The organism is Streptomyces sp. NBC_00019, assembly GCF_045041015.1.
GTDB lineage: Bacteria > Actinomycetota > Actinomycetes > Streptomycetales > Streptomycetaceae > Streptomyces.
This window is the reverse complement of sequence record NZ_CP108302.1, coordinates 9629250-9651054: the sequence shown is the minus strand read 5'-3', so window position 1 is coordinate 9651054 and position 21805 is coordinate 9629250. Positions and strand designations below refer to the sequence as shown.

The 21805-nt window shown below is 69.8% G+C and carries 20 protein-coding genes and 2 pseudogenes; 15 read left to right on the top strand and 7 right to left on the bottom strand.

What is annotated here, in order from left to right; all coding sequences use genetic code 11:
- Window positions 1-28: 28 nt before the first annotated feature.
- Window positions 29-580, bottom strand: a complete 552-nt coding sequence (locus OHU89_RS44840; protein WP_405651457.1) for an alpha/beta fold hydrolase — start codon at window positions 578-580, stop codon at window positions 29-31.
- Window positions 581-721: 141 nt separating this feature from the next.
- On the opposite strand from OHU89_RS44840, the gene OHU89_RS44835 reads away from it, so the two are divergent.
- The 5 genes from OHU89_RS44835 to OHU89_RS44815 all read left to right on the top strand — a co-directional run bounded on the left by OHU89_RS44835 (window position 722) and on the right by OHU89_RS44815 (window position 4457).
- Window positions 722-1654 (top strand): SDR family oxidoreductase, encoded by a 933-nt coding sequence (locus OHU89_RS44835; RefSeq protein WP_405651454.1) that lies wholly within the window; start codon window positions 722-724, stop codon window positions 1652-1654.
- Between the two features lie 125 nt (window positions 1655-1779).
- Window positions 1780-2253, top strand: a complete 474-nt coding sequence (locus OHU89_RS44830) for a carboxymuconolactone decarboxylase family protein (RefSeq protein WP_405651451.1) — start codon at window positions 1780-1782, stop codon at window positions 2251-2253.
- Between the two features lie 68 nt (window positions 2254-2321).
- The gene (locus tag OHU89_RS44825) at window positions 2322-3086 is read left to right on the top strand and encodes an SDR family NAD(P)-dependent oxidoreductase (RefSeq protein ID WP_405651448.1); all 765 of its coding nucleotides are present in this window, start codon (window positions 2322-2324) and stop codon (window positions 3084-3086) included.
- Window positions 3087-3154: 68 nt separating this feature from the next.
- Window positions 3155-3913, top strand: coding sequence for a PIG-L deacetylase family protein (locus tag OHU89_RS44820; protein ID WP_405651445.1), 759 nt, complete (start codon window positions 3155-3157; stop codon window positions 3911-3913).
- Between the two features lie 55 nt (window positions 3914-3968).
- Window positions 3969-4457 (top strand): cupin domain-containing protein, encoded by a 489-nt coding sequence (locus OHU89_RS44815; protein ID WP_405654923.1) that lies wholly within the window; start codon window positions 3969-3971, stop codon window positions 4455-4457.
- A 72-nt stretch (window positions 4458-4529) separates the two neighbouring features.
- Here the strand turns inward: OHU89_RS44815 and OHU89_RS44810 are convergent, their stop codons facing one another.
- Window positions 4530-4901, bottom strand: a complete 372-nt coding sequence (locus OHU89_RS44810) for a cupin domain-containing protein (protein WP_405651442.1) — start codon at window positions 4899-4901, stop codon at window positions 4530-4532.
- 320 nt (window positions 4902-5221) lie between these two features.
- Between OHU89_RS44810 and OHU89_RS44805 the strand changes: the two genes are divergently transcribed.
- Entirely contained in the window at window positions 5222-6115 is an 894-nt protein-coding gene (locus OHU89_RS44805; protein WP_405651439.1) for an RNA polymerase sigma-70 factor, read from the top strand.
- A 123-nt stretch (window positions 6116-6238) separates the two neighbouring features.
- Entirely contained in the window at window positions 6239-6736 is a 498-nt protein-coding gene (locus OHU89_RS44800; RefSeq protein ID WP_405651436.1) for an Ohr family peroxiredoxin, read from the top strand.
- Window positions 6737-6796: 60 nt separating this feature from the next.
- Here OHU89_RS44800 and OHU89_RS44795 read toward each other — a convergent pair.
- Window positions 6797-6892: pseudogene (locus OHU89_RS44795) on the bottom strand (ferredoxin family protein); the annotation flags it as partial.
- 198 nt (window positions 6893-7090) lie between these two features.
- Here OHU89_RS44795 and OHU89_RS44790 point away from each other — a divergent pair.
- The 3 genes and pseudogenes from OHU89_RS44790 to OHU89_RS44780 all read left to right on the top strand — a co-directional run bounded on the left by OHU89_RS44790 (window position 7091) and on the right by OHU89_RS44780 (window position 10972).
- Complete coding sequence (locus tag OHU89_RS44790) at window positions 7091-8314, top strand: NAD(P)/FAD-dependent oxidoreductase (protein ID WP_405651433.1); 1224 nt, start codon at window positions 7091-7093, stop codon at window positions 8312-8314.
- A 103-nt stretch (window positions 8315-8417) separates the two neighbouring features.
- Window positions 8418-10118, top strand: coding sequence for an L-aspartate oxidase (locus OHU89_RS44785; protein WP_405651431.1), 1701 nt, complete (start codon window positions 8418-8420; stop codon window positions 10116-10118).
- 106 nt (window positions 10119-10224) lie between these two features.
- Window positions 10225-10972 (top strand): annotated as a pseudogene (locus OHU89_RS44780) (SDR family oxidoreductase).
- A gap of 279 nt (window positions 10973-11251) precedes the next feature.
- Here OHU89_RS44780 and OHU89_RS44775 read toward each other — a convergent pair.
- Window positions 11252-11713, bottom strand: coding sequence for a sigma factor-like helix-turn-helix DNA-binding protein (locus tag OHU89_RS44775; RefSeq protein WP_405651428.1), 462 nt, complete (start codon window positions 11711-11713; stop codon window positions 11252-11254).
- A gap of 177 nt (window positions 11714-11890) precedes the next feature.
- Between OHU89_RS44775 and OHU89_RS44770 the strand changes: the two genes are divergently transcribed.
- The 3 genes from OHU89_RS44770 to OHU89_RS44760 all read left to right on the top strand — a co-directional run bounded on the left by OHU89_RS44770 (window position 11891) and on the right by OHU89_RS44760 (window position 14633).
- Entirely contained in the window at window positions 11891-12751 is an 861-nt protein-coding gene (locus OHU89_RS44770; RefSeq protein ID WP_405651425.1) for a sigma factor-like helix-turn-helix DNA-binding protein, read from the top strand.
- A 176-nt stretch (window positions 12752-12927) separates the two neighbouring features.
- Window positions 12928-13860 carry a sigma-70 family RNA polymerase sigma factor gene (locus OHU89_RS44765; protein ID WP_405651422.1) on the top strand — a complete coding sequence of 311 codons (933 nt, stop codon included), beginning with the start codon at window positions 12928-12930 and terminating at the stop codon, window positions 13858-13860.
- A gap of 194 nt (window positions 13861-14054) precedes the next feature.
- Entirely contained in the window at window positions 14055-14633 is a 579-nt protein-coding gene (locus tag OHU89_RS44760; RefSeq protein WP_405651419.1) for a hypothetical protein, read from the top strand.
- A 182-nt stretch (window positions 14634-14815) separates the two neighbouring features.
- Here the strand turns inward: OHU89_RS44760 and OHU89_RS44755 are convergent, their stop codons facing one another.
- On the bottom strand, window positions 14816-15751 hold the full coding sequence (locus OHU89_RS44755; RefSeq protein WP_405651416.1) for a hypothetical protein: 936 nt from the start codon (window positions 15749-15751) through the stop codon (window positions 14816-14818).
- A 3-nt stretch (window positions 15752-15754) separates the two neighbouring features.
- Window positions 15755-16132: a hypothetical protein gene (locus tag OHU89_RS44750; protein ID WP_405651413.1), complete on the bottom strand. Its 378-nt coding sequence runs from the start codon at window positions 16130-16132 to the stop codon at window positions 15755-15757.
- 113 nt (window positions 16133-16245) lie between these two features.
- On the opposite strand from OHU89_RS44750, the gene OHU89_RS44745 reads away from it, so the two are divergent.
- Together OHU89_RS44745 and OHU89_RS44740 are read left to right on the top strand one after the other, a co-directional pair.
- Complete coding sequence (locus tag OHU89_RS44745; RefSeq protein ID WP_405651410.1) at window positions 16246-19194, top strand: CHAT domain-containing protein; 2949 nt, start codon at window positions 16246-16248, stop codon at window positions 19192-19194.
- Between the two features lie 25 nt (window positions 19195-19219).
- On the top strand, window positions 19220-20722 hold the full coding sequence (locus tag OHU89_RS44740; RefSeq protein WP_405651407.1) for a tetratricopeptide repeat protein: 1503 nt from the start codon (window positions 19220-19222) through the stop codon (window positions 20720-20722).
- Window positions 20723-20753: 31 nt separating this feature from the next.
- Here the strand turns inward: OHU89_RS44740 and OHU89_RS44735 are convergent, their stop codons facing one another.
- A complete protein-coding gene (locus OHU89_RS44735) occupies window positions 20754-21680 on the bottom strand; it encodes a hypothetical protein (RefSeq protein ID WP_405651404.1) in 927 nt (308 codons plus the stop codon).
- Window positions 21681-21805 lie beyond the last annotated feature (125 nt).

Here is a 21805-nt window from a genome sequence, read left to right as displayed (position 1 = left end):
CGGGCGGTGGCTTGCTCTGGTGAGCTGGTCACTCGGGCTGGTTCCAGTGGAGTTCGAGCGCTGCTGCCACCGCGGTCGGCATCTGCAGGAGCGGCCAGTGATTGCGGTCCAGTCGCAGGAAACGGGATGCGCGCACCGCGGTGGCCAGCTTCTCGCCGAACTCGATCTGGTAGAGCCTCAGGACGCTCTGTTTCATCGGTCCGTCCACGTGCCGGACCATCTCCTCGGCGAGTTCGGAGGGGACGTCGAAACCGGCTGCCAACTCCTTGGCGAAGGCCGTGGGTTCGAGCTCGTTCATGTACCGGTCGCCCTCGACCGGGTCCTGCCAGGTCTTGGCCAGGGGGTGCCAGACGTACTGGGCACTGATCGGGCAGTTCCCGCGCGCCCACGTACGGACCAGGTCGGGGCGTGTCGAGGCGACGCGTGCGGTGAGGATGCCGCCCCAGTCGTGGCCGACCAGGTCCACCGGCTCGCCGATCCGCTCCAGGCGGTCGATGAGCCAGTCGACGTACTCCTCTTTGGTGGAACCGAAGTGAGGCGGCGGCGTTGCGCCGAAGCCGGGAAGATCCCAGGCTTCCACGTCGGTGCGGGTCAGATGCCGGCGTGGGCCGACGGCACATCAGCGCCGTAACAGTGTGTGTAACCATGTGAGATGCGCACGGAAACGTACCGTGCAGGGACACACCTTGTCACACTTGCGTTATCCCTCAAGGAGCAGGCGATGAAGGAAGTCAGCGTGCCCGATCTCCATGGAAAGCTCGCGGTGGTGACCGGTGCGAGCGACGGTATCGGGCTCGGGCTGGCCGAACGGCTTGCCCGTGCCGGTGCCGAAGTCGTTCTTCCGGTCCGCAACGCGGCCAAGGGGGCCGCGGCACTTGAGCGCATCCGTGCCCGCACGGCCGGGGCGAAGGTCTCCACCCGTGTTCTCGACCTCGCTTCGCTGGCATCGGTGGCCGACTTCGCCGAGACGCTGCTGGCGGAGGGGCGGCCGGTCAACCTGCTGATCAACAATGCGGGAGTGATGGCACCGGCCACCCGGCACACGACGGCGGACGGGTATGAGCTGCAGTTCGGCACCAATCATCTCGGCCACGCGGCTCTCACCGGACGCCTGTTGCCGTTGCTGCAGGCCGGTCAGGCCCGCGTGACCACCATCACCAGCAGTGCCGCACGCAGCGGCCGGATCGACTGGGACGACCTGCAGAGCGAGCGACACTATGCGCCGGTACGTGCCTACAACTTCTCCAAGCTGGCCAACCTGTTGTTCGCCCTGGAACTGAACCGCCGCAGCACCGCGAACGGGTGGGACATCGTCAGCAACGCCGCCCATCCCGGCACCACGTTGACGAACCTGTACGCGTCCGGGCCCAACCTCGGCCGCGGCCGTCCCGCACCCCACGAAGCGATCATGAAGCGGCTCGCCAAGTGGGGCATCCTCGTCCACTCGGCCGACGCGGGAGTGCTCCCGCCGCTGTACGCGGCCACCAGCGCCCAGGCCAAGGGCGGACTCCTCTACGGTCCTGACGGCTTCGGGCAGTTCACCGGCGGCCCTACCGAGCTGGCGATCTACAAGTCGGCCCGGAGCGAGGCGGACGCGGCGCGGCTCTGGCAGATCTCCGAGCGGCTGACCGGGGTCGCGTTCGCGGCAGCCTGAGGCAACCGACAGCCGGTTCTCGGACCGTACCGCGCGCGAGACGGACGTCACACCAAAGCTCCTGTCACACATCGTGGGGTCACATGGTCAACAGTGTGTATCCGCAACGTGGCAAGGAGATCACCATGGAATCGCGTCTCGACTACTTCGGCCACCCCCTCGCGGGCAAGGTACTGAGGCACGTCAACACAGCCGCCAAAGTGGTGTCGGACTCCACGCTGCCCGGCACCGTCCAGGAGCTGGTGAAGATCCGCGCGAGCCAGATCAACGGCTGCGGTTTCTGCACCGACATGCATACCAAGGACGCCGCGCACGCCGGAGAGAGCGCGCAGCGACTCCACCTGGTCGCGGCCTGGCGGGAGGCCACCGTGTTCACCGAGGCCGAGCGTGCGGCGCTGGAGGTGGCCGAGCAGGGCACCCGTATCGCCGACGCCGCCGGTGGTGTCACCGACGAGGCCTGGGCCCGCGCGGCCAAGCACTTCGACGAGGAGCAGCTCGTCGCCCTCATCTCCCTCATCGCCGTCATCAACGCCTACAACCGCATCAACGTCATCAACCAGCAGCCCGCCGGGGACTATCAGCCCGGCCAGTTCGGCTGACCGGGCTGACAGTCCCCGACCCGATCAGGCAGCACGCCTGCCCCACTCCTGCGAACCGAGAAGGACCCATGCCCAGTTCCACCCCGCAGCACTTCATGGACCGCGTCGCCATCGTCACCGGGGCGGGGTCGGGCATCGGCCGGGCCACCGCCGTGGCCCTGGCCGAGTCGGGGGCGCGTGTCCTCGGCGTGGGGCGCCGTAAGGAAGCCCTGGAGGAGACGGCCCGGGCCCACTCCAATATCGCGGTCCTGCCGCTCGACGTCTGTGAGGAGGGGGCCGCGGACACGGTCGTCACCACCGCCGTGGAGTGGTGGGGCCGAATCGACGTCCTCGTGAACAACGCCGGTGTCACCGCTGTGATGCCGCTGGCCGAGACCGACCGGTCGGTGATCACCAGGCTGTTCGAGGTCAACGTGACGGCGCCGAGCATGCTCGCCCACGCGGCCCTGCCGTATCTGCGTGACTCCTCCGGTTCCGTCGTCAACGTCTCCAGCACCTACGGTCATCGCCCGCTGGCCCAAGGAGCCCACTACGCCGCCACCAAGAGCGCTCTGGAGCAGCTGACACGGAGCTGGGCGCTCGAACTCGCCCCGGAGGGGGTACGGGTGAACGCCATCGCGCCCGGCCCCACCGAGACCGATGTCCTGTCCGCGGCCGGTCTCCCGCAGGACGCCATCGACGCCATGCTCAGCCACGAACGTGACCGCATCCCCACAGGCCGCCTCGGCGATCCCCAGGATGTCGCCGCATGGATCCTGCGCATCGCCGATCCTTCGGGCCCGTACCTCACCGGCCAGGTGCTGACGATCGACGGCGGACTCGAACTCGTCTGACCTCCGAAGCCAGAAGCACGGGTCGCTGTATGCCCGTTCCGGCCATCACACCTCCACGGAAGCAAGCCATGCCCGCAGACACTGTGCCCGATTCACCTCCCCCGCCCCTGCGGCCGTTCCCTGCCGACTGGCAACGAGCGCTTGCCGTCGTGGCCCATCCTGACGATCTCGAATACGGGTGCTCGGCCGCTGTGGCGTCCTGGGTCCAGGAAGGCCGTGAGGTCGCCTACGTCCTCGTCTCACGCGGCGAAGCGGGCATCGACACCCTGCCGCCCGCCGAGGCCGCGCCCCTGCGGGAGAAGGAACAGCGCGCCAGTGCCGCCGCCGTCGGCGTCTCCGTGGTGGAGTTCCTCGACCACCGGGACGGCTCGATCGAGTACGGCATCGATCTGCGTCGCGACATCGCCGCCGCAATTCGCCGTCACCGCCCCGAGGTACTGATCACCCTCAACCACCGGGCGACCTGGGCGCCGGGCGCCTGGAACACCCCGGATCACGTGGCCGTGGGACGCGCGGTCCTCGACGCGGCAGCCGACGCGGGCAATCGCTGGATCTTCCCGGAGCTGACCGAGCGGGAGCTCCCGCCCTGGAACGGTGTGCGCTGGGTCGCCGTGGCCAACTCCCCCGACCCCACCCATGCGGTGCGGGCGGACCGGGGCCTGGAGCATGCGGTGTCGTCGCTGCTCCAACACCGCGCCTACATCGAGGCTTTGACCGACGAGGACCCGGAGACGTACGTGCGCCGCTTTCTGACGGAGAGCACCGGCGCATCCCGTGCACGGTTCGGCGGGAAGCCTGCCGTGGTCTTCGAGTTGTTCAGCCGATGAAGGGACGGACCGGCCACGGCCGCCGTTCCTGCCCGTCCGACGCACAGAGGAGATGGTGAAGATGTCCTATCCGGAACAGGTGTACTGGGGTAGCGGCGGCGAGGTCAGTGCTGATTTCCGTCCCGCGGACACTCCGCCGGATCTCGGTGAAGCCGGCAAGGACGCCGTCCACTATCTGGCGACCACCGCCACCACTCAAGGAGAGTTCGGGCTCTATCGCGTGGAGATGAGGGCGAAGGCCGGCGGGCCCAGGACGCACTTCCACAAGACCATCTCGGAGTCCTTCTACATACTCGACGGCACCGTATGTCTCTACGACGGAGCGCGGTGGATCGATGCCCGCAAGGGCGACTTCCTGCACGTGCCGCAGGGAGGACTGCACGCCTTCCGCAACGACTCCGACGCCCCGGCCGAAATGCTGCTGCTCTTCACGCCGGGCGCACCGCGTGAGGAGTACTTCGAGCAGGTGTCGCAACTGGCCGATGCCACGGATGAAGAGCGCGCCAAGTTCTTCGACAAGCACGACTCCTATTTCGTGGAATAGCCGAGAGTCGTCGTTCCCGGTCTCCGGGACCGGGAACGACGACTCTCGGCTGTTCAGGAGCAGTACGGCCGGTCAGGCGGCGGGACGCGGCGCGCGCCGGTGGGCCCGTCGGGCCAGTTCCTGCTCATCGACCAGTTCGAGCATGGGCTTGCCCGGCGCGCACATCATCGTCACCACGAACCGGGTCCGGGCATCGGGCAGCGCGTTGCCGTCCTGGTAGTGGATCGCGTCGCCGCCCGGTTCCCAGAACGTCCCGCCGGCCTCGACCACGCGCTCGGGTTCGCCCTCGAGCTCGAAACGGACCGCGCCCTCGATGACGTACCCGAACGCCGGTCCCGAGTGCCGGTGCGGCGGGGTTCCCGGGTCTCCCGGCTCCCACTCGACCTCGATGGTCATCGCCGAGGCGCCCTCGGGGACGGAGATCGGTGCGGCGTCCTGCAGCATCTTCGCCGCCGTCTTCCACCCCTCCGACCTTGACCGCAGGCCGGTCCCGTGAGCTGAGTCCTTGTTCGGCACTGTGCTGCACCTCCGTAGGTCCACCGTGCCATGGCTCCCATGGCCCTTCCACAGTGATGACCGGACTCCAAGGGGATCTGTGACACCAACCGACGTGTTGATTTCACAACATTGGCACGAGCCCTGGTCCTAGATGTTGTGAAGGACGGACGTCACCGTCACCGCGCGGGGCGACATGCGTGACGTGGTCGCCGACGCACTCGACGCGCCGGCTTGTAGCATGGGTGATCCACTTCTGGAGGACTCCTATGCGCGCCGGTGACGCAGACTCTCTCGACCAGGCAACCCGGGAGTTCATCGCGGTGCGTCCCCGGCTCTTCGGCATCGCCTATCGGGTGCTCGGGAGTGTCGCGGAGGCCGAGGACATCGTCCAGGACGCGTGGCTGCGCTGGCAGAACACCGACCGCGCCGAGGTCCTCGATTCGACCGCCTTTCTGGCCACGGTCACCTCCCGTCTTGCGATCAACCTCGCCCAGTCCGCGCGCAAGCGCCGCGAGTCCCATGTCGGACCGTGGTTGCCGGAGCCGGTCGACACCAGTGCGGATCCGCAGTTGGGTGCGGAGCGGGCGGAGGCGCTCGATCTGGCGGTGCTGCTCCTTCTGGAGAAGCTCAACCCGGTGGAGCGCGCCGCGTACGTGCTGAGGGAGGCCTTCGAGTATCCGTATCCGCAGATCGCGGACATGCTGGAGACGAGTGAAGCCAACACGCGCCAGTTGGTCAGCCGGTCCCGTAAACGGCTGCGGGCGGAACGCAGGGAGCAGGTGAGTCCGACCGCCCACCAGCGGCTGCTGGAGGTGTTCCTCTCCGCGGCACAGGGCGGCGATCTGAAGGTCCTTGAGGACGTTCTCACCGAGGACGTCGTCAGTTACACCGACGGTGGCGGGGTGCGTGGGGCATCCCGGATTCCGGTCGTCGGACGGCTGCATGTCTCCCGGTATCTCGCCGCCTTCGCGCCCCGGTTCTGGCCTGGGACCGAGGTGCGCCGGGTCGAGGCGAACGGCAGGCCGGCCATCCTCGTCTCGTCCGGCGGCGACGCGGTGGCGCTGTTGTCCGTCGAGGCGTCGACGCGCGGCATCGAACGCATCATGTGGGTCATGAACCCGGAGAAGCTGGCACGTTACGTTGCCTCCCTGAAGGCCTGAGGCAGCCCGGCCGTCGCTTCCGTACCGGGGTGCCCGGTCTCGCGTCACAAGTCGGGTGCCTTGCCGGTCAACTCGTTGTCCGGAACCTGGGGTTCTCCATGACGCGAAGGCGGATCACCAACGATGAACGACCACATCCGGTTGCCCGACCTGTCCACGGACAAGGATTTCCAGGGCGAGTCCTTCGCCCCCATCTACACCACGACCGTGACGGTGAGCGGTGGGGCGGCGGCTCATGGGCGGGCCTCCGGGAAGGCGCGCTCGGACGACGGTGTTCTGGATCTGGACCTGCGTATGCCTGCCGAACTGGGCGGCGACGGTCAGGGGACGAATCCCGAGCAGTTGTTCGCGGCCGGGTTCGCCGCCTGCTTCCACGGCGCACTGAGTCTGGTGGCACGGCAGGCCGCGCTCGACCCCGTCCTGATCTCGGTCGACGCGACCGTCGCGTTCGGGCGGGATCCGGAGGACGGAGGTTACCTGCTCCATGTCGACCTGGTGGTCAAGTGGCCGGGCATCGATCCCGAGATCGCCGCTCCCCTTCTGGAGAAGGCGGATTCGCTGTGCCCGTACGCGCGGATGGCCTGGCACGGCACACCGACCACCATCACGCTGGCTTCCTAGTTCCTCAGGAGGGAAACCACAGGTCGACGTCGGCGGCCTCTCCTGTCCTGTCGAGGCCGGCTCGAAGTACTCCGCGTTGATGGCCGCGTAGCGCGCCCAGCGTTGTGGGATGTCGTCCTCGTGGAAGATGGCCTCGACCGGGCAGACCGGCTCGCAGGGCTCCGCAATGACGTACGTCATCTTCTCCTCCATGGTCCGGCTGGAGGTATGACCGAGGTGCTCGTGCGGGTGTGACATCCCGCGTGTTTTCCGCAGGCTGTGGCCGGTGTTGTCACAGGATGAGGGGTTGTGCGGTCTGAAGGGTGTCCCTTCCGACATGACTCGCCGCATGCGACATCCGAGACGAGGAACACTGTGAACGCATTCGTGATCGTCGGTGGCGGTCTCGCCGCGGGCAAGGCGGCAGAGGCACTGCGGGAGCGGGGCCACAGCGGTCCGCTCGTCATCATCGGCGACGAGCGGGAGAAGCCCTACATCCGGCCGCCGCTGTCCAAGGGGTATCTGCTGGGCAAGGAGGAGCGCGATTCGATCTTCGTGCACCCGGACGACTGGTACCGCGAGCACGAGGTCGAGCTGCTGCTGGGGACGAGAGCGCGTGCGGTCGACGTGCGGGCGCGGCAGGTGGAGCTGGACGACGGCCATCGGGTTTCCTACGCCAAGCTCCTGCTGGCCACCGGTTCGTCACCGCGTCGGCTGTCGGTTCCGGGGGCGGACCTCGACAACGTTCTGTATCTGCGCCGGGTGGGCGACAGTGAGCGGCTCAAGTCCGCCTTCACCGCAGGTGCGAAGATCGTTGTGATCGGTGCGGGGTGGATCGGTCTGGAGACGGCCGCGGCCGCACGCACGGCCGGTGCCGACGTGACGGTGCTCATGCACTCCGAGCTGCCCCTGCTGAAGGTGCTGGGCCGGGAGGCCGCGGAGGTGTTCGCCGCCCTCCATGTCGAACACGGCGTCCAGCTGCTGCCCGACGTACAGGTCGAGGCCCTCACCGGAACGGACGGCCGGGTGAGCGGAGTCCGGCTGGGCGACGGCAGGCATCTGGAGGCGGACGCGGTGGTCGTCGGGGTCGGTATCACCCCCAACGTCGAACTCGCCCAGGAGGCCGGCGTGGACGTGCGCAACGGCATCGTGACCGACGCCCACCTGCACACTTCCGTCGCAGATGTCTACGCCGCGGGTGACGTCGCCAACGCCTACCACCCGCTGCTCGGCCGGCATCTGCGCGTCGAGCACTGGGCCAACGCGCTCAACCAGCCGCGTGTGGCGGCGCTCGGCATGCTCGGCGAGGACGCCGTCTACGACCGGTTGCCGTACTTCTACACAGATCAGTACGACCTCGGAATGGAGTACACGGGATACGTCGAACCCGGTGGCTACGACCGTGTCGTCTTCCGCGGTGAGCCGGCAAAGCGACAGTTCATCGCGTTCTGGATGGCGGGAAGCCGGGTGCTGGCGGGGATGAGCGTCAACGTGTGGGACGTGATCGATCCGATCCGGGACCTCATCGTCTCGGGGGCGGACCTCGACGACGCGCTCCTGTCCGACCCTGACGTACCCCTGGACCGCGTCCTGCCCTGACGCCGGAACGGTGTCACAGAAACCCCGATGGTCCGGTCGTAGTGAGTGACAACCTTGGCGATCGGAGAAGACCGTGGCTCTCACCGAACAACATCTTTCCACCATGGTGCTGGTGATCGGCACCGGCGGAGCCGGGCTGCGAGCGGCGATCGAACTGGCCGAAGCCGGTGTCGACGTCCTCGCGGTCGGCAAGCGCGCCAAGGAGGACGCCCACACGGCGCTCGCCGCCGGAGGGATCAACGCCGCCCTGTCCACCATGGATCCCGAGGACAGCTGGCAGCAGCACGCCGCCGACACGCTCAAGGAGAGCTATCTGCTGGCCGACCCGCGCACCGTCGAGATCGTCACCCAGGGCGCGGCCCGCGGCATCGACGACCTGGAGCGCTATGGCATGGCCTTCGCCAGGGAGGAGGACGGCCGGATCTCCCAACGGTTCTTCGGCGCGCACAAGTTCCGGCGCACGGCCTTCGCCGGCGACTACACCGGGCTGGAGATCCAGCGCACGCTGATCAGGCGTGCGGAGCAGCTGAGGGTACCGGTGCTCGACGGTGTCTACATCACCCGGCTGCTGGTGCACGACGGTGCGGTTTTCGGCGCCTACGGCTTCGATCTCACGAGCGGCCGGCGCTGCCTGATCCACGCGGACGCGGTCATTCTGGCCGCGGGCGGCCACACGCGTATCTGGCGGCGTACCTCCTCGCGGCGCGACGAGAACACGGGCGACTCCTTCCGTCTGGCCGTGGAGGCCGGTGCCCGGTTGCGCGACGCCGAGCTGGTGCAGTTCCATCCGTCCGGGATCATCGAGCCGGAGAACGCGGCCGGCACGCTGGTCAGCGAGGCCGCCTGGGGTGAGGGCGGAGTGCTGCGCAATGCGCTCGGGGAACGGTTCATGGCCCGCTACGACGCCGACCGCATGGAGCTGTCCACCCGCGACCGCGTGGCCCTGGCCTCGTACACCGAGATCAAGGAGGGGCGAGGGACGCCCAACGGAGGCGTGTGGCTCGACGTCTCCCACCTGCCACGGCAGACGATCATGACGCGGCTGCCCCGGGTCTACCAGACGCTGCTCGAGCTGCAGATGCTGGACATCACCCGGGAACCGATCGAGATCGCGCCCACCGCGCACTACTCGATGGGCGGAGTGTGGGTGCGTCCGGAGGACCACAGCACCGATGTGCGGGGCCTGTATGCCATCGGTGAGGCGTCGAGCGGGCTGCACGGCGCCAATCGTCTCGGCGGGAACAGTCTCATCGAGCTGCTGGTCTTCGGCCGGCTCACCGGGCAGGCGGCCGCCGCCTACTCGCAGTCGCTGACCGCACAGCCGCGGTCGGCGTCGGCCATCGCCGGGGCCCGTGCCGAGGTGGACGGCCTTCTCGCCGCGGACGGCCCGGAGAACGTCCGAGCGCTGCAGCGGGCCATCCGGAACACGATGACCGAGCATGCCGGTGTGGTCCGTGACGAGGAGGGCCTGCGCGCGGGACTCGCGGAGCTCTCGGTGATCGAGAAGCGGATGCAGGACGTCGGCGTACACCCGGACATCGCCGGTTTCCAGGACCTCGCGCACGCCTTCGATCTGCGGTCCGCCGCCCTGGCCGCCCGGGCCACCCTCGAATCGGCGCTGGAGCGTCGTGAGACGCGCGGCTGTCACAACCGCAGCGACCATCCCGACCTGGATCCCGCTCTGCAGGTCAATCTCGTGTGGTCGCCGACGACCGGTGTCACCCGCGAGAGCATTCCGGCCGTTCCTGACGAGATCTCCTCCCTGATGGAAGAGGTCTCGACCGAGGGAAAGCTTGCCGAATGAGAATCTTGCCGATTCTTTCGGGCCCGCTGTCACACACAGCGGTGCTGCCCGGTCTCTTCTAGTGCAGACCGAATAAGACGATGTGAACCCACGAGAGGAATCCGTTATGAAGGTCGTAGTGATCGGTGGCACCGGGCTCATCGGCTCGAAGCTGGTCGGCAAGCTCAACGAGCACGGCCACGAGGCGGTCGCGGCGGCGCCCCGACACCGGTGTCAACACCCTGACGGGCGAGGGCCTGGCCGAGGTCCTCAAGGGTGCGTCGGTCGTCGTGGACGTGTCCAACTCGCCCTCCTTCGAGGACGAGGCCGTCATGGACTTCTTCCGCACCTCCACGACGAACGTCCTCAAGGCGGAGGCCGAGGCCGGTGTGACACACCACGTCGCACTGTCCGTGGTCGGGACCGAGCGGCTTCAGGGGAGCGGGTACTTCCGCGCCAAGCTGGCCCAGGAAGAGCTGATCAAGGCGTCCGGTATCGCCTACTCCATCGTCCATGCCACCCAGTTCTTCGAGTTCGCGAAGGGGCTCGCGGACGGGGTCACCGAGGGCGACACCGTGCGCCTGCCCGCCGCGAAGATCCAGCCGATCGTCTCCGACGACGTGGCCGCGGCCGTCGGCCGTACCGCGGTCGGTTCCCCGGTCAACGGCGTGGTCGAGGTGGCCGGTCCCGAGGCGTTCGAGCTCGAGGAGTTCATCCGTATGGGACTCGCCGCCCACGACGATCCCCGCAAGATCGTCACGGACCCGCAGGCGACGTACTGGGGCGCCGAGTTGCAGGAGGACACGCTTCTGCCGGGTCCCGACGCGACCGTCGCCGAAACCCGGTTCGCCGACTGGCTCGCGCAGCAGAAGTAGCCGCCACAGGTGGCCCCCGCCGGCGACGGGGGCCACCTGATGTCTCCGGCAGCGGGGAATGGATCCGGATTCCTGGTTTCATGACCGGCGGAATTTCGCATCAGGAGAATTCCTGAGGGAAGCGAAACGATGAATCAAGCCACTGATTGCCCCACCGATATCGCGACCGCCGTCGTATCGCTGACCGCGGAAGCGGCGGAGCTGGAAACTCGTATGCACGCGATCCGCCGAGAACTCGCGGACGTCAGGGAACGCATGCAAGCGGTCACCGCCGCCCTGTCAGCGACCCGCGGGTAGCCGACCGGCGTCCGTGGCGAGAACCCTCCCCAGGCGCTCGACGTCACCGGACCGGGCCGCCCCGAAGAACGCCTGGACGAGCCTGCGGTGCGCGACCGAATCCACCGGCTGCCGGCGGCGGTCGGCAGCCAGGCGCTGCTGGGCGCGTGACACCTGCTGCCTGGTATTGGCGACGCTCAGGCCCAGCAGTTCGGAGATCCGGACATACGGGTGGCCGAACCCCTCGCGCAGCAGGTAGGCGGCACGCTGCGTGGGTGTGAGGGTCTCCATCAGCAGCAGGACCGCTCGCTCCACGGCGTCCTGCTGCTCGGCCACCGCCTCCGGGCTCGCGTGGCCGTCGACCAGGTCCAGAAGCCAGGGGCTGCTGCACGACTCGCGGCGCCGCCAGGCGGACTGCACCACGTTGATGGCCAGGCGCACGGTCGGTTCGGCAGGTCGTTGCACTGGGTTTCACCTCTATGACAGAACACCCTGTGAAGGTGTGACACACACGGTGGTATTCGCGGCGACGCAAAGCCCCAGCGGGGCGGTGGTGCGGCGCGGCAGGCCGTCGAGGAACCCCATGTCACGAGATGCGCGTCTGGCCGGTCTAACGGAGTGAGGCGTGAAGTGAGGTGGGGTATGGAGGACGCGGACGCGATGCCGATCGCGGAACTGCTGGAAGAGCGTCGGTATCTGCTGGACGTGGCCTACTGGATGCTGGGCAGCGCCGGTGAGGCCGAGTGCGTGGTGGATGAGGCCTACCGGCGGTGGTACGGGCTCTCGGAGGCGGCCCGCCAGGAGGTTGTCCGGCCCCGGTCCTGGCTGGCAAGGACCGCGGGCCGCAGTTGTCTGGGGCGACTCGCACTCACCGATCGGGGTGGGGGCGCCGCGCAGGACGCCGACGGGCCGGTGGCAGGTCTGGCGGCGAAGGTCAGCGGGATTCTGCTGGACGCGCTGGGGACGCTGTCGCCTGCCGAGCGGGCGGCGTTCGTGCTCAACGACGTCTTCGGGATGCGGCCGGCCGCGGTGGCCGACATCGTGGGGCGCTCGGAGCCGGAGTGCGCCGAACTCGCCGAACGAGCTCGTGACTGTCTGCGGCACCGGCGTTCGCATCCCGTGTCCGCGGAGGAACAGGACGCTCTGGTCCGCGGGGTCGAGCGGGCCTGTGCGGCGCAGGACGCGGAGCTGCTGGCGTCTCTGCTGGCGCCGGATGTCACGGCGTTCTTCGACGGCGGCGGCAAGGTACGGGCGTCGGGCAGGCCGGTGCACGGCGGCCGGCAGGTCGCCCGCAGTCTGCTGACCCTGCTGGCCCACCGGCCGCGCACCACGGTGACCCCTCAGTCCGTCAACGGCCGTACCGGCCTGGTCGCCCGCTACGACCGCCACGTCGCCGCGGTCATCACCCTCGACATCGCCGACCATCACATCGCCCAGGTCTGGGTCGTCCTCAACCCCGACAAGCTCCGCTCCTGGAACCAGCCCCGTACCCCTGGCACCTGACGCCGACGCCGGCGGTTCCACGTCGACACCGTGTGTCCGTGTGCCGTCGTCGCGTCCCGCGGCCACCGACCGAAATTTCTCTTTCCGGTCCTGTCACAGACGCATGATCACCCCGGTCTATGAAGGCAGGCGCGCCGACAGTCAGCCGCCACCGCCGGAACGGAGACAGCGGGATCATGCATTGCGAACCGTCCCCCACGGCAGGTGACCTCGAAGAGGCTCTCTCGGTCTTCGTGCAGCACAGAGCACGTCTCTTCGGCATCGCCTACCGAGTGCTCGGCAGCGCGGCCGAGGCAGAGGACGTGGTGCAGGAAGTCTGGTTGCGCTGGCAGAAGACGGACCGCTCCGTGGTGAACAGCCCGGTGGCCTTCCTCTCCAGCACCGCGACCCGCCTGGCCATCAACATCGCGCAGTCGGCGCGGGTACGCCGGGAGACCTACATCGGCCCCTGGCTGCCCGAGCCCGTCGACACGAGCTCGGACCCCGAGGTGGGAGCCCAGCGCGCCGAGGCACTGGAGCTGGCGCTTCTGCTGGTGCTGGAGAGGCTGAGTCCCACCGAGCGGGCCGCGTACGTGCTGCGCGAGGCGTTCGACTACGGCTATCCCGAGATCGCCGAGATCCTTCAACTCAGCCTCGTCAACGTGCGGAAGATCGTCAGCCGCGCTCGCAAGCACCTGTCGGAGGAGCAGCGCGAGAGCGTGGACACCTCCGAGCATCGACGCCTGCTCAGCGTCTTCGTCTCAGCGGCTCAGACCGGGGACGTGGCGTCACTGGAGGCCCTTCTCACCCCCGACACCGTCAGCCTCTCCGACGGCAACGGTGTGCGGGGCTGCGCGCGGATCCCTGTGCTGGGCCGTGCTCGGGTGGCGAAGATGGTGACCTATCCCAGGCTCTGGCAGGACGCCGAGCCCAGGTTCGTCGACGCCAACGGCCGCGCGGGTGTGATGGTCTACCGGGACGACCGCCCCGTGGCGTTCATGACGATGGCCGCCTCGAAGGAAGGCATCCACCAGTTGATGTGGGTGTTCAGCCCTGGCAAGATCGCCGCGTTCCTCGATTCACGCTCCCGCCTCGCAGCCGGTCTCCGTGCAGCTCGAGCGACTTCCTGACCGAGGCCGCCGGCCTCGAAGCCAGTGTGCGCATACCGCATCCACACCCATTGCGTCAGCCGCGAACAGTGGCAATCATTGGTTCCGCTTGGGCTACTGCCTATGATGTCGAAGGTACCCGTACCCGCGTCCGGACCAAGCGGCACCGCAGGTGAGCCGGGGCGCGGCACCGAGGGTGAGGATGAGAGGAACACATGGTCTCCGTAACCCACGTGGCGCATGACATCGAGGTCACGGCCGAGGGGCTGCAAGCGGAACTGGCCCGGCTGGAGCTTCAGAAGCAGGCGCTGGAAAGGGAATTGGCCGCGGTCGTGGCGCACCTCGCGTCCGTGCAGCGCACTCTGAGCACCTTTGAGTCACTGATGCGGGATCCGGCTGCCGGGGAGCGCGGTCAGGCCTCGGTCGCGACCGCCTCGCAGAAATCCGCCGCCGTTCCCTCGCCGGGCACTCCGGACACCACAACACCTGCCACAACGCCGTCCGCCTCGCCGAAGGCTCGCAAGGCTCGAAGTGGCAAGAGTGCGGGACGTCCCGCTGCCGACGCCGCCGACCCGGACGGGCAGAAGCAGTACGGCCAGCTCACCGAGCAGATCATGGAGTACTTCGCCGCGGTCGGTGATGTCGATGTGCGGGCCCGTGATGTCGCGGCGGCTCTCGGGCGGGACTCCGACAGCGGAAGCATCAACGCGGTCCGCAGCACGCTCGATCGCCTCGTCGGCACGTCGCGTGTCCGCCGGGCCGGGCGCGGCCTGTACCGCGCGCAGGCTTCCTGACTCCACGTTCCGCGCGCCGGGCCCCGGGAGGCCTGGGCGGGCGGCTGAGCATGGTCCCGGGCGCCACTCATCGGGGGAGTGGGCGGCGCACGGAACACTGTGTCGATTCTACCAATGTTTCTCCTGTGCGGCGGAAGCTGTCACACAACACTGTGATCCACGTGTCGACGCCGGAGAATCAGTCACGTCTTCTTGCGCAGCAGGCGGGTGATCTCCCGGCCCGCCTCGTGCGTCAGCCGCGCGCTTCTCCCGTTGCTGACACCGAGCGCGGTGGCGAGCCTGCGTGCGTGCAGGTCGACCGCCGACTCGACGAGTTCGGCGAACGTGTCCGCCGCGTCCCGGCCGCCGCGCCAGGCACTCACCGATGTCACCGCCGCGACCAGCGCCGCGGGCCACCACCACGGGGCCACGGCGAGATACAGCAGAGCCCAGCCGGCGCGACGCGCGGCGGAGCTGAAGGCGTCCCGCGCCGTCGTCAGGTCCGTCCGAGGTGTCTGGGGCAGCAGCAGCCACAGACGCGGCCACGCGGAGGACAGATCGATCCGGTAGGCGTCGAACACCCGGTGGTCGACGGCCGTGAGCCGGTCCCCCATCCACGTGGGGCGCCGGGGCGGGGCGAGGGAGATGCGGTTGCGTGCTTCGTTCAGGGCGATCGTGTCCGCTTCGGCGGGCGGGGTCCGGTCGGGGTCGAGTTCGTCGGGTACGTCCGCTGCGGCGGCGCGGCTGCGTACGGCGCTGTGATAGCGGTCCTGGGCCTGGGTCCAGCGGCGAGAGCGCCACCGCGTGAGCGGAGCCGCGGCCCGGTCCAGGGGTGCGGGCCACTCCCCCAGCCACAGCCGCTCGACGGCACCGCCGAGGAACGAGGCCAGCATGCTCGCGCCCGCCGCGGCGGCCACAACGAAGGCGGCGGCGACGACGATCGTCCCGTTGGAGTGCGCGGCGGGGCTGCCGGCCATGTCGTCCAGTCGGTCCGTCAGAAGACCGACGTCGAAGGCGTCTCGGTGTCCCAGGACGGAACCGGCGGCGGCCACGGACACATAGAGCAGACCGGGCAGGACCAGCACCGAAACCCAGGTGTCCGCCAACTTCCCGCCCAGGGTGGTGAGAAAGGCGTCCACGGATCAGAACCTCCTCAGCCGCAACGGCAGTCCAGTGACACGACACGACGGCGCGTCGGTTCCGTCAGGGATGTTGAAAGCATGGACCAGACGGGTGCAACCGTCCTCCTGGCGTGGGCAGAAGTAGAACTCCTCGAGAGGGTGGCCTCCTTCTGCATCCGCAAGGGCAGGGACAGGCCCTCGTAGAGCCCCCGGGACACCGCACCGGCGCAGTAGCTCGGCGGTCTGACCCAGCAGCGTCGGCACATCGGCGGCGGATCCAGCCAACTCCCCCAGGATGCGCTCCAGTTCCTCACGCACACCCTTCCGGGCCGCCACCGCACGCATATCGTCGACCCGCTCGCAGATCCAGGCGACTTGCTGGGCCTGTCGGTCGTTCATCACCGTTGAGTCCCCCGCATTCACCCGGTCCGTCCTCGATCGACAGCGCTTTCGTTCCCCCGTGTGTGGCCGTACCGTACTGGCACGCGCTCGGCTGACGGGAAGCGGGGGCAATGGCGCTGCAGTTGCGTGACGAACTCACCCGGGCGCTGCTGGCGCGGCTGAGCCTGTTCGCCGCCACGATGGACCGGGACGCGGTGCTGGCGCCCGAAGCGGTGCGGCAGGCGCGGGAGTTGATGTCCTGTGTCGCCGATCCCGCCCGCGATCCACAGGCCGTCGGCGCCGTGGCCGGGCTGTACCGGGCGCGGTCCATGCTGCTCACGGGTGAGGCGGCGGCCGAGGCGCTCGCCATCGCGGAAGCCCTGCGGGGCCTGGCGGGCCCGGGGGGCGACGAGGAGGCCGTGGACGACCGGCCGGACGAGCCCGTCGAGGAGACCTGGGCTCGGCTGGTCGAACTGGACCGCCGCGCGGCCCTGTTGGAGCAGGCGGCGGTGAATTCACACGGCGATGTGGAGTTGCTGGCACAGGCGGAGGCGGCGGCCCGTGCGACGGTGAGCGCGGCGCCCAGGGCACTGCTGCCGCAGCGGGCCTCGGCACTGCGGCGTCTGGGCAGCATCCTGCGTCTGCGCTACGAGGCCCAGGGCGACCCGGCGCAGCTGGACGAGGCGATCCTGGTGCTCCGCGAGGCCGAAGTGGCTCACGGCAGCGGACATCCCGACCGCGGCGCGCTCGCCACGACCCTGGGGGTGGCGTTGCGGCTGCGGTACGAGCGGACCAACGCGCTGGGCGACCTGGAGGAGGCGGTGCGGTTCGGGCGCGTGGCCGTGGCGGCGGCCGAGGACGATCGTCGAGCGGCCGCCTCCGGCCCCAACGGGGCTGAGGTGGACCCGAATTGGGCCGGTTGCCTGCACAATCTCGGTATCGCGCTGCGGCTGCGCCACGAGCGGCTGGGCGAGCCGGCGGATCTCCAGGAGGCTCAGCGGCTGGGGCGGGAGGCGGCTGCGGCCTCCGTGCCCGGCCACCCCGGGTTCGGCATGATCCGCCTCGGCCTCGGCAACGCCACGACCGGCGAGGAGAGGATCGCGGCCTACGAACAGGCACTGGCCGGACTGCCGTCCGAGGACCCCGCACGACCCCGCCTCCTCGGCAGCCTCGCCGACGCCCTGACGCAGATCTGCGTCCAGGGAGGCTCGCCGGCGGTCGCCGCCCGCGCGGGGACACTGCTCGACGAGGCCCTCGCCGCCGTGCCGGACGCTCACGCCGATCAGGCCCAACTGCTGTATCTGCGCGGCAGGTTGTTGACCGCGAGGCTCTTACGGACCGGCACGACGCTCGGCGGTGTGCCCACGCGGCAGCTTGAGGAAGCCCTTCAGTGCCACCGTGCCGCGGCCGTCCACCCGGCGGCGACGCCACGCGTCCGGCTGTGGTCCCTGACGCACTGGGCCAACCTGGCCATGGCCGCCGGCGACGTACACCAGGCGGCACACGCCTACGAGGACGCCGTGGCGCTCCTGCCCGTCCTCACCCCGCGGAACCTCACCGACACCGACACCGAGCACACCCTGACCGCGCTCTCCGGACTGGCCTGCGACGCCGCGGCCTGCCACGTGGCCGCCGGCGACCCGGAACGCGCGCTGGCCCTGCTGGAGCTGGGCCGTGGGGTGTTGCTCGGGCGCGGGCTCCAGGGCCGTGACGACATGTCCGAACTCGCCCGGCAGGACCCGCACACGGCCGAACGGCTGCTCGCGCTGCGCACCGCGCTGGACACCCCCGCTCCCGCCACCGCGGACCGCCTCACGGACGGCGCCACCGCCGCGGACACCCGGCACGTCCTCGCCGGACAGTGGTACGACCTGCTCACCGAGATCCGCACCACCCGGCCGGGGTTGCGGCACTTCCTTCAACCGCCTCCGGTGTCGGACCTGTTGACGCAGGCGGACGCCGGTCCCGTCGTGGTGGTCAACGTGAGCCGCTTCCGCTGCGACGCCCTGCTGCTCACCCGGGGCGGGCTGCGCGTGGTGCCGCTGCCGGAGCTGACCCTCGACGGTGTCCGGCAACACGTCGAGGCGTTCCTCACCGCTCTGCGGGGATTCACTGACCCGGAGCGTGACTTCCTGGAGGATCCCGACCGCCAGGACGTCCTCGACCTGGTCCTGCGCCGGCTCTGGGACACCGTGGCGGGGCCGGTCCTCGACGCGCTCGGAATCGACGGCGTATCCGCACATCCCACGCCGCAGCGGCTGTGGTGGGTACCCACGGGACCGCTCACCCTCTTGCCGCTGCAGGCGGCGGGGTATCACCGCGAGATCGGCCGACCGGTGCCGCGTACGGTCCTCGACCGGGCCGTCTCGTCGTACACCCCCACCGTACGAGCCCTTGCGCACACCCGCGGCCGAGCAGACCACTCCCGCCGCCGCTCGCAGGGGGGCAACGGTCGCACACGCCTGCTCCCGCGCCGCACCGCGCCCAGCGGCTTTCTGGTCGTCTCCGTCCCCGAAGTACCGGGAGCAGACAGCCTGGAACGGGCGGCCGAGGAGGCGGCCCTGCTGGCGCGGACCGTGGCCGGAGCGCGGGTCCTGGGCGGCACGGACGCCACCCGCAGCCGTGTGCTGGAGGAGATCGGGCACCACGGCTGGCTGCACTTCTGCGGGCACGGTGTGACCGAACCGGACAGTCCGTCCCGCAGTCACCTGGTGGTCCACGATCCGGCCGACCGACGCCTGACGGTCGCCGACATCTCCCGGCTCGACCTGCCCGGCGCGGAGCTGGCCTATCTGTCCGCATGCGGCACCGCAGGCACCGGAGCCGCCCTCGCCGACGAGGCGCTCCATCTGGCCAGCGCGCTCCAACTCGCCGGATATCGCCATGTCGTGGGCACACTGTGGGAGACCGACGACGCGGTCGCCCTTGACCTGGCCGAGAAGACGTACGCGGCTCTGGGGGCGCCCCGGCCGGTGGCGGAACGCTCGGCTCAGGCCCTTCACACCGCTGTACGCACCGTGCGCGATCTGTACCGGGACAGCCCGTGGTTCTGGGCCGCCCATGTCCATGTAGGCATGTGAACGCAGATACGGGGAGGGGCAGCGGATGAGGATGTGGAAGAGGAACGGCGGGGCCAGATCCCGGGACCAGGCGGTCCAGAGCGCCTACCAGTACGACCACGCCATCTCCGAGGAACTCGCCCGCGAGGCCGCGGAGGCGGGCAGCCCGCAGGCCATGGCCGTCTACGGCATCGGCCTCGGTGACCTGGGCCGGACCGACGAGGCGGTGCACTGGCTGGAGAAGGCGGCGGACGCCGGGGATCCGCTGGCGCCGGCCGCCCTGGCCACGCTCCACTGGGACCGGCAGAACGCCGTACAGGCCGTCCGCTGGCTGCGTACGGCCGAGACCGCCCAGGGGCCGGTGGACGCCCGGATCTCGCTGTTACAGGTGTGGGCCCGCAGCACCGTCCCGTTCGACCGGCCACCTCGACCGGCCGGAACTCCCACCACCGACGCCGAGAAGGGCCGTGCCGCGGAGCGCGGCGGCGGCCTCTCCCCCGCCGACTGGGAGGAGATCCGGCAGAACCTGGGAGAGCACCGGTACGGCGATCCACGGGTGCTGTGCCTCGTCGCGCCCATCGCCATCGAGGCCGAGGCCTGGTTCACCGCCGCAGCCGAGACCGCGAAAGCGGGTGTCGGAGACATACCGGACGGGCTGAGCCTGTCCCCCGACAACTGGCCCGTGCTCAAGGAAGTCCTCAGCCCGGACGACGACATGGCGCCGGAGCACCAGCTGACGGTGGGGGCTCTCGCCGCGCAGGCCGGGGACCTGGCCGGGGCGGAGGAGTGGTTCGCCGCCGCCGCCCGAAGTGGTGACCCGACGGCGCTGCTGTACCGGGCCGAGGTCCACCGCGACCGCCATGACATGGAGCGGGCGGAACCGTACTTCGAGGCGGCCTCCGACGCGGGGAGCGCGGAGGCCCAGTACGCGCTGGGCCACTGGTACGCCGGACGCGGCGATCATCAGGGCGCCGAGCGCTACTACCGTCTGGCCGCCGAGGCCGGGTGCACCGACGCCTGGCTGAATCTCGGCGTGAGCCTGCGGCAGCTCGGCAGGCTCGACGAGGCCGAGCGGTGCTGTCGCCGGGCGATCGAACTGGGCGAGGTCGGCGACGGCTGGAACAACCTCGGCAACCTGATGCGGCAGCGGGAACGGATGGGCGAGGCCGAGGAGTGCTGGCGCAAGGCCGCCGCGGCCGGCAGCGGCCCGGCCATGACGAGCCTGGGCGTCTGCCACTACGGGCGCGGCGAGGTTCAGCAGGCCGAGCAATCGTTCCGCGGGGCCGCGGAGACGGGTGACCCCACGGGCATGCTCAACCTGGCGACCCTGCTCAAGCAGACGGGCCGTATGGCGGAGGCCGAGGGCTGGTTGCGGCGGGCGGCCGGGGCGGCGTCCCCCTCCGCGGGCGTAACGCTCGGGGCCACCGCGCCATCGGAGACGCCCTCCTCCGACCGCGACGCCGTCGCCCGCTGGCTGTCCCGGAGCGCTACCGACGGGGACCCCGCCGTACAGGAAGCCCTGCGGCGGCTGCGGCGCGAGGAGGGATGACGCGGCGGCTTCCGGCTGACCGGAGGCACCTTCACACGGTTCGTTTGGCCCCGTAGTAGCCGTGGCTCATCCGGAACCTCATGGCGTCGGTGCCGTCTGCCTGGATGTGCTCGCTCAGCATCGACCTCAGCGGTTTGGGCAGTCCCCTCCCGTGTGCTTCGGTCCACTTGGTGGAGCCGAAGAGTTCCGCCGCCCCGTCGAGCCGGTCCGGGCTCGAAGGCCGCGTGGCCGCCGCGGCGAGGACGAGGGCGGGATCCTCGCCCAGGAGTTGCTCCTGCACGGCCATGTCGTACCACTGAAGGGCGCCGGTGGACTCCCTGGAGGGAATTCCGGCCCAGGCCAGGAGGACACGGATCCGCTCGATCCCGTCGGGGTAGTGCTGTCGGCTGAGAGCGGCGAGCCGGTCCTTGGCCTCTTGAAGCCGGCGCGACCAGGCCATGTGGTCGCGCCCCGGCGGCTGTGCCACGTCCGCGGCCGCGTCGGACAGCCCGGCGGGCGCGGCCAGGACCCAGCGCGTCCGGCGCCGGTCGGCTTCGGCCTCTTGTGCGGCCAGCTCCGACTGGACCTCCCGAGAGCGGGTCAGACCTCGCTCCGCGAGCCACTCGGTGAGTGCCGGTCCGTCCCGCAGGTCGGCGTCGCAGTCGCCGAGCCCGCGGAGACCGGACTGGTGGTGCAGCACCCAACAGGCGAGCAGCTCGCCGTTCACGTCGTGCACCATGATCGTCGGCCAGCCCATGCACCGGCACCGGTCGCCCGTGCCGCCGTCCTCGATGGCCAACAGCCGGGCCAGGTCGGCGATCTCGGCGCCGCTGACCACGGTCCGTGCCACGTCGGCGCGGTCGACCGCGTCACGCGGGCCCTCGACGATCACGACGTGCCCGGCACGGTTCAGCACCTCCCCCAGCCGAGCTGTTGTCGGGGCGCCCTCGGCCATGCCCGCCGTTCCCTCGTAGATCACGCCCGCGAGGATATCGACAGCCTCTCGGCACCTCGACCGCTCAGCTCCCCGGCGTCAGTCCCCGTGACGACCGGACGGACATCACGGGCCGTTGCTCACCGGTGCCAGAGCCGCCAGTCCGCCGG